Annotated in this window: 10 protein-coding genes; 5 read left to right on the top strand and 5 right to left on the bottom strand. The window is 36.9% G+C overall.

What is annotated here, in order from left to right; translation table 11 throughout:
* Positions 1–58: 58 nt before the first annotated feature.
* The 5 genes from ATE47_RS16290 to ATE47_RS16270 all read left to right on the top strand — a co-directional run bounded on the left by ATE47_RS16290 (position 59) and on the right by ATE47_RS16270 (position 6,096).
* On the top strand, positions 59–1,297 hold the full coding sequence (locus ATE47_RS16290; protein ID WP_062162949.1) for an OmpP1/FadL family transporter: 1,239 nt from the start codon (positions 59–61) through the stop codon (positions 1,295–1,297).
* Between the two features lie 10 nt (positions 1,298–1,307).
* Positions 1,308–2,867 carry a G-D-S-L family lipolytic protein gene (locus ATE47_RS16285; protein WP_062162948.1) on the top strand — a complete coding sequence of 520 codons (1,560 nt, stop codon included), beginning with the start codon at positions 1,308–1,310 and terminating at the stop codon, positions 2,865–2,867.
* An 84-nt stretch (positions 2,868–2,951) separates the two neighbouring features.
* The gene (locus ATE47_RS16280; protein ID WP_062162947.1) at positions 2,952–3,890 is read left to right on the top strand and encodes a ribose-phosphate pyrophosphokinase; all 939 of its coding nucleotides are present in this window, start codon (positions 2,952–2,954) and stop codon (positions 3,888–3,890) included.
* A 55-nt stretch (positions 3,891–3,945) separates the two neighbouring features.
* Positions 3,946–4,584: a 50S ribosomal protein L25/general stress protein Ctc gene (locus ATE47_RS16275; protein ID WP_062162946.1), complete on the top strand. Its 639-nt coding sequence runs from the start codon at positions 3,946–3,948 to the stop codon at positions 4,582–4,584.
* Between the two features lie 291 nt (positions 4,585–4,875).
* Entirely contained in the window at positions 4,876–6,096 is a 1,221-nt protein-coding gene (locus ATE47_RS16270) for an aminotransferase class V-fold PLP-dependent enzyme (protein ID WP_062162945.1), read from the top strand.
* Between the two features lie 221 nt (positions 6,097–6,317).
* Here ATE47_RS16270 and hemE read toward each other — a convergent pair whose 3' ends face one another.
* The 5 genes from hemE to hemA form a co-directional block, all read right to left on the bottom strand.
* Complete coding sequence (hemE, locus tag ATE47_RS16265) at positions 6,318–7,349, bottom strand: uroporphyrinogen decarboxylase (protein ID WP_062162944.1); 1,032 nt, start codon at positions 7,347–7,349, stop codon at positions 6,318–6,320.
* Entirely contained in the window at positions 7,346–7,816 is a 471-nt protein-coding gene (locus tag ATE47_RS16260) for a hypothetical protein (protein ID WP_062162943.1), read from the bottom strand. The genes hemE and ATE47_RS16260 overlap by 4 nt, the downstream gene beginning before the upstream one ends.
* A gap of 2 nt (positions 7,817–7,818) precedes the next feature.
* Positions 7,819–8,499 carry a uroporphyrinogen-III synthase gene (locus ATE47_RS16255; protein ID WP_062162942.1) on the bottom strand — a complete coding sequence of 227 codons (681 nt, stop codon included), beginning with the start codon at positions 8,497–8,499 and terminating at the stop codon, positions 7,819–7,821.
* Between the two features lie 79 nt (positions 8,500–8,578).
* Positions 8,579–9,490 (bottom strand): hydroxymethylbilane synthase, encoded by a 912-nt coding sequence (hemC, locus tag ATE47_RS16250; protein WP_062162941.1) that lies wholly within the window; start codon positions 9,488–9,490, stop codon positions 8,579–8,581.
* On the bottom strand, positions 9,477–10,751 hold the full coding sequence (gene hemA, locus ATE47_RS16245) for a glutamyl-tRNA reductase (RefSeq protein ID WP_062162940.1): 1,275 nt from the start codon (positions 10,749–10,751) through the stop codon (positions 9,477–9,479). Before hemA ends, hemC begins: the two co-directional genes overlap by 14 nt.
* Positions 10,752–11,114 lie beyond the last annotated feature (363 nt).

The following is an 11,114-nucleotide window of genomic DNA, read 5'->3' as shown; positions in this document are numbered from 1 at the left end:
GATTTATTAACAGGAGTAACCAAAATAATTTTATATTTGATACTATTAATAATAGTCTATGAAAAAAATATTAGTATCAACTGCATTATTGGCAGGGGTTTTATCTTACGCGGGAGGCTTCAGGGTTTCTCTCCAGGGGGTGAAACAATTGGCGATGGCACACACCAGTGCGCATGCTGAAGATGCAAGTGTGGCATTCTTTAACCCTGCGGGTATGTCATTCATTCCCTCGAAACTAAGCATCGTTGCGGGAGGGTTTGGAGCGAGTAATAAAGTTACTTTTCAGAATTTAAATACTTTACAGAGTACTGAAACTGATAACCCGATGGGAACACCCATTTATGCTGCGATTGCTTATAAACCGATAGATAAATTGTCAATCGGGTTCAGCTTTTCAACACCTTTCGGGAGTACTATCGAATGGCCGAATGATTGGGAAGGTAAAGAAATGGTACAAAAGCTTGAGCTGAAAAGTTTTTACTTCCAACCAATGGTTTCCTATAAATTTAATGACTGGCTGGCTTTCGGGGCAAGCTATATTTATGCGAGAGGAAAAGTGAATTGGGATAAAGCGGTAACTCAATTTGGAGGCGAGCTTAATATTAAGGATGAAAAAGCAAGCGGCCACGGATATGGCTTCGGGTTTTATTTCAGACCTGATCCAAAACTTGATGTGAGTATTGCGTACCGTTCACCCGTTGATATGAAAGCTAAAAACGGTAAAGCTACCTTTAAATTCCCGTCTGCTTCTATTTATCCTTTGCTGGGATTGGATCCTGCAACTGGAACAGACAATTTTACAGCAACATTACCTTTAGTGGAAGAATATACTATTGGTTTAACATATAAAATCACTCCGAAATGGTTGGTTTCAGCAGATTTCAACTACCACGGATGGGAAAGATATGGCAGGCTGACCCTGGATTTCGAGAATGCTCCTGTTGGAAATCAGGCAGATCCTACGGTTTTGGTTTCGCCTAAAAACTTTAGAAATTCTAAAACATTCAGATTGGGAACTCAATATGCATTCACTAATATGATCTACGGACGTTTGGGAGCTTATTATGATGAATCTCCTTATACTGATGAGAATTTTATCCCGGAAACACCTTCATTCAATACGTATGTTGTAACGGGTGGGGTTGGATTTAAGCTAAAACAATTCGGGGTTGATATTGCGGCAGGATATGCAATGCCACAGGCAAGAGATGTGAAGAATGCCGGTCTTGGTTTCTACGGACAGGCTAAGGCTACAGCGTTCTATTTAGGTTTAGGTTTATCTTATAACCCTTTTTAATTGACAGACTATGAAAAAAATTATAATTTCTACATTCGCTATTTCTGCTCTTCTTTTTACAACGAGCTGCGAAAATGATTTCGATACAGATGTAAAAGATGTTGTGGTAACTTCCGGAGAAGCAAATTTTTCTAGATATATTGCACTGGGAAATTCCCTGACCTCGGGTTATAGAGACGGCGCTCTGTATGTTGACGGACAAAATGAATCATATCCATCAATGATTGCTCAGCAAATGAAACTTGCAGGAGGAGGAGATTTTAAACAACCGTTAATGCCAAATAATATTGGAGGTTTCAATAACCTTCCGGGTTTTGCCGGAAAGCTTAACCTTCAGGTAGTTAATGGGGCTTTAAGTCCTGTTCCAAGTGCGCCGGGAGGAGCATTGGATAATGTAGCCGCAGGGAGACCTTATCAAAATATGGGAGTTCCGGGAGCAAAATCTTATCATTTGGTAGCACCTGGATACGGAAGTATGGCAGGGCTTGCTTTAGGAACTGCGAATCCTTATTTTGTAAGATTTGCATCTTCTGCTACCACTACTGTTTTGGCTGATGCGATGTCTCAGACGCCTACATTTTTCTCTCTTTGGATAGGAAGTAATGATGTATTATTATATGCTACAAGTGGAGGGACAAACTCTCAGACGGTAGGAGGTGTTACAACGTATACTGCGGCGACAGTTCAGACAGGAAATACAAATCCGGCAACTTATAAGTCCAATGATATTTCAGACCCGAATGTGGTGGCTGGTTCTATTAAAGGAGTTTTAGATGGTTTAAAAAGCGTTGGAACTACAAAAGGAGTTATTGCAAACGTTCCTTATGTTACTTCAATTCCTTTCTTTACAACCGTTCCTTACAATCCTTTGACGCCTGCGGCTTTAGGAACAAATCTTACAACACTTAATACAAGCTTGTATGGTCCGCTAAAACAGGCACTTACTGCTTTCGGAGCCGGAGATAGAATTAATTTACTTTCTTCTACGTCTAATAATCCTGTTTTAATTAAAGATGAATCTCTTACGAATCTTGCTCCACAGCTTACCGCAGCCTTGACACCTTCTTTAGGATTGCCAACTGCAACAGCTTTCGGACAGATTTTCGGGCAGGCAAGACAGGCAACATCAGAAGATTATATTCTTCTTACATCAAGCTCAGTGATTGCAAGTACGGCACCTGGAGCACCGTCTCCTGTGAATGTTTATGGAATTTCTTATCCGTTACAAAATCAACATGTATTAACAAAAACAGAAGCAGCTAGCGTAAAAACGGCTATCGATGCTTATAATGGTTCTATAAAAACGCTTGCTGATTCTTACGGGCTGGCTTTTGTAGATGCTAATTCTAAAATGGTTGAGCTTAATGGAAAATCAGGAATTACATTTGATGGTGTAAAATACACCGCTAAATTCGTGAGTGGAGGAGCTTTCTCTCTTGATGGGGTTCACCTTACAGGAAGAGGATACGCAATTGTTGCCAATGAATTTATCAAAGCGATTAATATGAAATATAAATCTACCCTTCCACAGGTAGATGCCAATAAATATTCGGGGGTAAAGTTCCCATAATATTTAGATAAATAAAAACTTAGAAACCACAAGACAGATTCTTGTGGTTTTTTTTTAAATTTGCAAAATCTTTAAAAAGTAAAAATGGCCGATCAGTTAAGTTATCTATTTTGTACAAGGACGAGTAAGGACTTGGCAGAGAAAATTGCCCAGTATTATGGGCAGGAATTAGGAAAAATCAACTTTCAGGAGTTCAGCGACGGGGAGTTTGAGCCTGTTTTGGACGAATCTGTAAGAGGAGGAAGAGTTTTCTTAATTGGATCTACATTCCCTCCAGCAGACAATCTTTTGGAACTTCTTCTAATGATTGATGCTGCGAAAAGAGCTTCTGCTAAAAGCATTACAGTCGTACTTCCTTACTTCGGGCTTGCAAGACAAGACAGAAAAGACAAACCAAGAGCGCCAATCGGCGCAAAATTGGTTGCCAATCTTTTGACAGCCGCAGGAGCAACGAGAATCATGACGATGGATCTTCACGCAGATCAGATCCAGGGATTCTTTGAGATTCCGGTAGATCATTTGTATGCATCTACAATTTTTGTAGATTACATCAGAGATCTTAATCTGGAAGATCTTACCATCGCTTCTCCGGATATGGGAGGTGCAAAAAGAGCAAAAAACTATGCCGGTCACCTTGGTGCTGATGTAGTAATTGCTTATAAAGAAAGAAAAAAAGCAAACGTTGTAGAAGAAATGTTCCTTATCGGGGATGTAGAAGGTAAAAATGTAATTCTTATTGATGACATGATCGATACGGCAGGAACGCTTTGCAAGGCTGCAGACATCCTAATGGAAAAAGGAGCAAAATCAGTAAGAGCAATGGCAACTCACGGAGTACTTTCAGGGAAAGCGTATGAGAATATTGAGAACTCAAAATTGTTGGAAGTAATTGTAACTGACTCAATTCCTGTGAAAAATAATTTGTCATCTAAAATAAAAGTGCTATCTTGCGCCGCATTATTTGCAGACGTTATGAAGATGGTGCATGAGCACCAGTCAATTAGTAGTAAGTTTATTATCTAATTGATTTTCAGAATTTTGCAAGCTTAAATCAAAATAATTTTTTAAATTTTTATAAATGAAATCTATTACAATTCAAGGTACAAAAAGAGAAAACGTGGGCAAAAAGTCTACAAAAGCTTTACGTGATGCTGAATTAGTTCCTTGTGTTGTTTACGGAGGTGGCGAGCCATTGAATTTCTCTGCAGAAGAGAGAGCATTCAAAGGTTTGGTATATACTCCTGAAGCACACACGGTATCTATTGAGGTTGATGGTCAAACAATTCCGGCTGTTCTTCAGGACATTCAGTTCCACCCGATTACAGATAAAATTCTTCACGCAGACTTCTATCAGTTATCTGAAGATAAGCCAGTTGTTATGGAAGTTCCTGTAAGAATTACAGGTCGTTCTAAAGGTGTTGTAGCTGGTGGTGTTTTACGTCAGTCTTTCAGAAAACTGAAAGTAAAAGCAATCCCTGCAAACTTACCTGATGAGGTAGTTGTAGATGTTACTCCATTAAAAATCGGTAACAAACTTTACATTGGAGCAATCAAAACTGAAGGATATTCTTTCATGCACCCGGACAATGCAGTTGTAGTAGCTGTTAAGATGTCTAGAAATGCAATGAAAGGTGGTGCAGTGGCAGATGACGATGATGAAGAAGAAGTTGCAGCAGAAGGAGCCGCTCCGGCAGCGGAAGAAACAGCAGCTGAATAAGAATTGCTTATTAAATAATATAAAACCTGTCAATGTATTTGGCAGGTTTTTTTTATGATTAAAAGTAAATAATATCAGGTCAAAAATTTTAGTGTCCTTTTATAAGTGAACGGCTTTGCGAACGAAAAATACTTACAATTAAATTATCCATTTATAGCGACCTTTAGCGTTGAAAGAATTTCACATAAATCCATCGAATCTTTGTATCAATTATCTTGCAACAAGAATCCGAAAAAAAGCCGTAAATTTGAAGTGTTCTAAATAAGAGCGTTTAATTTAAAAATTTAATAAATGTTTGACATTCAGGAAATCAGAAGTCAGTTTACTATATTAGACAGGCAGGTGAATGGTAAGCCGTTGGTTTACTTAGACAATGCGGCGACATCACAGAAACCCAACTCAGTTTTAGAAGTTTGGAATCAATATTACACAGATCTTAATGCGAACGTACATAGAGGAATTCATACTTTAAGTCAATTAGCTACCGAAGAGATGGAGCTTTCCAGAAGGAAAATCCAGAAATTCATTAATGCTAAGCATGATTTTGAAGTAATTTTCACAAAAGGAACTACAGAAGGATTAAACCTTATCGCTTATATTTTAACTCAAAAATTAAAAAAAGACGATGAAATTATTATTTCTTATCTGGAACACCATTCCAATATTGTTCCATGGCAATTGCTTTGTGAAAGGACGGGAGCAAAATTAAAAGTCATTCCCATTGATGAAAACGGAATTTTGCAGCTTGATTATTTGGATCAGTTTTTAAGTGAAAAAACGAAGGTTGTTTCTTTTAATCAGGTTTCAAATGCATTGGGAATTGTAAACCCGATCGAGGAAATTATAGCAAGAACAAGAAAAAATACGGATGCTTATATCGTAATAGACGGTGCACAATCCGCTCCACACTTCACTATTGATGTTCAGAAACTCGACTGCGATTTCTTTGTTTTTTCAGGACATAAAATGTATGCTCCCATGGGAACGGGAATTTTATATGGAAAACAGGGAATTCTTGAGGATTTGCCACCATTTCATGGGGGAGGAGAGATGATTGCCACTTGTTCTTTTGATGGGACAACTTATGCCGCATTACCTTTTAAATATGAAGCCGGAACGCCAAATGTAGGAGGGAATATTGCGTTGGGAGCCGCAGTTGATTTTATTCAGGAAATTGGACAGGCTAATATCCAAAGTCACGAAAACGCTTTATTAGAATATGCTCAAAAGAAGCTTCTGGAACTGGATGGAATAAAAATTTACGGTGAAAAGGCAAAAAGAACGGGTGTAGTTTCTTTTAATCTGGAAAATGTAGGAATCTCTTCCGATGTAGGAATGATCCTTGATAAAATGGGAATTGCCGTGAGAACCGGCCATCACTGTACACAACCCATCATGGAATTTTTCAATATTGCAGGAACGGTAAGAGCTAGTTTTGCGGTTTATAATACTTTCGATGAGATTGATCTTCTTGTGGAAGGCGTAAAGAAAGCGCAACGAATGTTATCGTAATTCCTAATTCAATATTTACTCATAGAAAATCCCTTTCAATTCCTGAAAGGGATTTTTATTTTAAGTTAAATCTTATTTTATATATAAGTCTGCATAAAATTTGTCATTCCGTAGGAATCTCGACATTTTATACAATTTTTAAGCTAAGCCTGCATTCCTGCGAAATGATCAACATACTGTAAATCAGTGTAAATATGTGAGATTTGTGGGAGAAAACAAAATTAATTATTCGGTTTCCAATCCACCACCGCTCTGATAAACGCCTCTGCATTTTCCAAAGGAATATTAGGCAAAATTCCATGTCCCAGATTGGCTATATATCGGTCTTTCCCGAAACGGTTGATCATTTCATTCACCATTTTTTTAATCGTTTCAGGGGTAGAATGTAATCTTGCCGGATCAAAATTACCCTGCAAGGTCATAGTATGATTGGTCAACGTTCTTGCAAACTCGGGCTTAATCGTCCAGTCAACACCCAAAGCAGAAACCGGAGACTGAGTCATTTCCTCTAAAGCAAACCAGCAACCCTTCCCAAAAACAACAACGTGTGTCAATGGACTTAAGGCTTCAACAATCTGGCTGATATATTTCCAAGAAAACTCCTGATAATCAGACGGAGAAAGCATTCCGCCCCAGGAATCAAAAACCTGAACCGCAGAAACTCCTTTTTCAACTTTTCTCTTCAAATAAGCAATCGTAGTATCTGTAATTTTCTGAAGTAATAAATGCGCTGCTTCCGGCTGTTGGAAACAGAAAGATTTCGCAATATCAAAAGCTTTACTTCCTTTTCCTTCCACACAGTAGCAAAGAATCGTCCATGGAGAACCTGCAAAACCGATCAACGGAATTTCATTGTCTAATTTCTGCAAAGTCAGTTCAATGGCATCAAAAACATACCCTAATGTATCGTTCACATCAGGAACTATAACATTTTGAACCTGTTCCAGCGTTCTTATCGGATTATCCAACCACGGGCCAACATTTTCCTTCATCTTAAAATCAATTCCCATCGCCTGAGGAACCACCAGGATATCAGAGAACAAAATCGCAGCATCCAAAGGATACCTTCTGATAGGCTGTACAGTGATTTCTGAAGCCAGTTCCGGGGTCTGACATCTTGTGAAAAAATCAAATTTGTCACGAAGAGCAATGAATTCCGGCAGATATCTTCCGGCTTGTCTCATCATCCAAACGGGCGGTCTTTCCACGGTTTCTCCGCGAAGCGCTTTTAAATACAGGTCGTTTTTAATCATAATTTATTTAAACTGATATTGCCATCGTACCTTTTATCAATAATAAGTATTTTAAAAGGATTAAAATGACTAGTTGTAGAGGTTACTGTTTTGTCTTTTATTGAATATCTGACAATTATATTTCCTTGATCTTTCACAATGTTATTGACTACAATTTCCTTATTCTTAAAAGATTGAGGAGCAATTAATGCAACTACATTATTCTTTGAAAAATCAATTTGTGTTGGTTTTCCATCTGAAAGCGCATATCCGTCTTTACCTATTTTTGGCTCCATAGCAAAAAGGCTGCTGAATTCTTTGAAAGAGGTAATTTTTTTAGAAATAACTTCTTCATTATCCATTTTACCCATGTAGTAATTATGAGCTTCAGAATAAACTACATTGGGATCATTCGGGTTGAATGTACTTCTGGATGAGCAGGAAAAAATAAATAACAAACTGATAAATAAAAGTGTTAATTTTTTCATTTTTATGTTTTTTTTAATTGTTTCCGCATCAATTCCAAAATAGATGCCAACGTATTCCCATGAGAAGTTAAAACCGGTTTTGAGGTATACTTTTTAAGTTCATCAGTTGTTGTTTCCCCGATGGAATAAAGCGTCATATCACCAAAAAAATTTTGCTTTGCAAAGCTACGAACTCCGCTCGGACTAAAAAAAACAGCCGCATGATATTTTTCAGTTATCAGAGGATTGAGTTCCTCAGTATTGTAAACCGTAATTTTTTTATACTTTATATTTTGAAGGGGAAGATTGTGATCCAGAACGTCCAATGCTATATTTCCACAGAAATGTAGGAATTTTTCATGTTGGCAGTTATCAATAATAAACCTGGAGAGCGTATCTGCATTTTTCAAAACTTTAAAAGTCCCGAAACCGTGTTTTCTTATTTCCCGTTTTGTTTTTTCGCCAACACAATAGATTTTATTGTAATTTTTTGAAGTAAAATTTTCGTTGGGTTTAAAATGATTCTTAAAGAAAGCGTCAACGCCATTTACGCTTGTAAAAATCAAAGAGCAATCTCTTAAATCAAATGGATTTACTTTTATAGGATTGGTCTTAATTACCTCAACACAATCAACCAGAATATCCTCTCCTAACTCTCCGGATATCACAGATGGGTCTATATTATTAGTAAATAAGATTTTCATGTTTCTTACATTTGAGAAAAGCTGAGGATTTAAGCTAATAATCTAAAGTTTAAAATCCAAAATTTAGAATTAATTAAATCTAAAGTTGGTTTTTAATTTCTGCCATCAATTCTTTTCCGCCGTTTTCGAGAACAATTTTCGCAAATTTCTTTCCATAATTTTCTCCTTCTTCATAAACGAAATTCTCATCGGTAGCGATACAGTTTCTACCATCCAGCGAACAAAGAGCCGCTTTGAAACGGATCTGGTCATCAAAAATCTCTGCAAAAGCTCCAATGGGTGCAGTACAACCTCCCTCCAGAGTATTTAAAAAGCTTCTTTCGATTTCTACGCAGATTTGCGTTTTTGTGTGATTGGTAAACTGCCTTACAACTTCGTTGATTTCTGTCTTTTCAGAGTGTCCCGCAACAGCAATTACGCCCTGTGATGCGGCAGGAATTAAGAACGGCAGCATTTCGTAATCGATGTCCATTTTCATCCTTTTGATTCCGGCTAAAGATAAAATAGTGGCATCAAAATCTCCTTCTTCAAGCTTCTGAAGGCGTGTCTGTATATTTCCACGAATGTCAGAAAATTCAGCTTGTGGGAAGTTTTTCAGCCAAAAAGCTCTCCTTCTTAGGCTGCTTGTCGCTAGTTTCAGTTCGTGGAATTCCTTATTCTGTGCAGATTCTTTTCTGATCAGAACGTCATGTGGAAAATCTCTTTCCAGATAAGAAATCATCTCAATATTTTCAGGTAAAACAGTAGGAACGTCTTTTAAAGAATGTACGGCGATATCAATCTCGTCATTCAGTAATGCGACATCAAGATCTCTCGTAAAAATCCCGGTGATTCCCAAAGAATAAAGGGGTTGAGTAAGATTTTTATCCCCCGAAGATACGATGGGTACAATTTCCGTTAAATAATTATTGTTCTGAAGATGTCTCGCAACTTCTCTTGCCTGCCAAAGTGCAAGTGCGGAATTTCTTGTTCCGATTCTAATGCTTTTCATTGAATTCGTTGTTTGGTTGTTCAACTAATATTTCGTGCATTAATTTACTAATTTCTTCGGCTTTTAACGGATTATCTATTATATATTTTGCAAAACGGTTGGTAATTTTCTGAATCATTTTATCGGAAAGTTCCATGTCCGTGATGTTTATGTATTTATTTTTTTTGTAAAAATTGTGCATTTCATTACGTTCCATATTCTTTAGAACCGCTTTGAAATGATGAATATTGGGAGCCAGTTTTCTCTTTTTTTCCCATTCAAGGAAATCTTTTGTCATTTCCTTAATGATTTTTTCAGCCTTCGGAATTTCTTTTTCTCTCTGCTGAATGGTTTCCTGAATCTGTTTTGAAAGCTCATCAACATCAATCAACGTTACATTTTCGTTTTCCGTTACATTTTTTTCAACATTATGCGGAATCGAAAGGTCGATAACAAGCGTTTCCTTTCCGTTCGGGAAATGGGATTTGTTGACGATCGGGTGTTTGGCTCCGGTTGCTACGATGAGAATGTCTGTATTTTTCAGCTCTTTATCAAATTCTGTGTAATCAATATTAGGAATATTATATTTTTCAGAAATTTTTGCAGCTTTTTCCTTTGTTCGGTTGGCGATTTTAATTTTTGGCTGATAAACGTGTTTTACCAGATTTTCAACTGTATTTTGTCCGATTTCACCAACACCCAGCAAAAGAATATTTTTTTCAGTAATCCTTTTTTGATTATTTAAAATATAATGAACCGCAGCATAAGAAACAGAAGCTGCACCGTTGGAAATCCCGGTTTCATTTTTAATTCTTTTCGAAATCTGAATCGCAGAATTAATCGCTCTTTCCAAATAAGGATTAGAATTTTGCCTTTCTTTTTTGAAACGGCTATATGCTTTTTTGATTTGCCCGATAATTTCAAAATCCCCGATAATCTGGCTTTCCAGGCCGGCCGCCACTCTGAATAAATGTGTTAAGGCTTCTTCTTTGGTTAAAATATTAGCAAACTGTAAAAAATCCATCAAATTGACTCCAATGGTTTTACAATATTCTTCAGCTACTAAAAGATAATTGGGAGAAGTGGTATAAATTTCGGTTCTGTTACAGGTAGAAACCACAAATGCATCCCCTAAATCCTCGTCATGAATCCGGGTCACAAAGCTTTTGATATTTTCATCAAAGAACGCAAACTTCCCCCTCGTTTCTACATCAGCCTTTTCAAAGCTAATGGAAAGTACGGCAAAATTCGACGTTTGATGTATGTTGGAATACTGTAACATAAGCGTGGCAAATTTACATTTTTTTTAGCAATTCGTTCTCTGATACTGTATATGATAATTATCGTAAATAACTATTTTGGGATGGTTCTAAATAATTAAAAATAGTTTAGCATTTTTATGTTAAGCTTTTGCTCTTAGATTTGAGTCAAATGTTAAAAATTTTAAGGTTTATCATTCGTAAGCAAAATATACTGTGACCTCAGAAAAATTTCCATCTTCCACCATCCCGCTTCCAGCCGCCAATCCCCTTAATTTTAATTGAATTTTATGTGATAAATACTTAAAATAAAAGTTAATGGATTGTTGAAAACTTTAATAAAATTTTAACCAAATTATATGCTTACGGAATTTCTTTAGTAGTCT

Origin of the sequence: Chryseobacterium sp. IHB B 17019, from assembly GCF_001456155.1 — a bacterium.
Lineage (GTDB): Bacteria > Bacteroidota > Bacteroidia > Flavobacteriales > Weeksellaceae > Chryseobacterium.
This window is presented reverse-complemented; position numbering and strand designations above follow the sequence as displayed.

Coding starts and splice junctions, on each gene's coding strand:
- ATE47_RS16290 (WP_062162949.1), top strand. CDS start 59: ATGAAAAAAATATTAGTATCAACTGCATTATTGGCAGGGGTTTTATCT.
- ATE47_RS16285 (WP_062162948.1), top strand. CDS start 1,308: ATGAAAAAAATTATAATTTCTACATTCGCTATTTCTGCTCTTCTTTTT.
- ATE47_RS16280 (WP_062162947.1), top strand. CDS start 2,952: ATGGCCGATCAGTTAAGTTATCTATTTTGTACAAGGACGAGTAAGGAC.
- ATE47_RS16275 (WP_062162946.1), top strand. CDS start 3,946: ATGAAATCTATTACAATTCAAGGTACAAAAAGAGAAAACGTGGGCAAA.
- ATE47_RS16270 (WP_062162945.1), top strand. CDS start 4,876: ATGTTTGACATTCAGGAAATCAGAAGTCAGTTTACTATATTAGACAGG.
- hemE (WP_062162944.1), bottom strand. CDS start 7,349: ATGATTAAAAACGACCTGTATTTAAAAGCGCTTCGCGGAGAAACCGTG.
- ATE47_RS16260 (WP_062162943.1), bottom strand. CDS start 7,816: ATGAAAAAATTAACACTTTTATTTATCAGTTTGTTATTTATTTTTTCC.
- ATE47_RS16255 (WP_062162942.1), bottom strand. CDS start 8,499: ATGAAAATCTTATTTACTAATAATATAGACCCATCTGTGATATCCGGA.
- hemC (WP_062162941.1), bottom strand. CDS start 9,490: ATGAAAAGCATTAGAATCGGAACAAGAAATTCCGCACTTGCACTTTGG.
- hemA (WP_062162940.1), bottom strand. CDS start 10,751: ATGTTACAGTATTCCAACATACATCAAACGTCGAATTTTGCCGTACTT.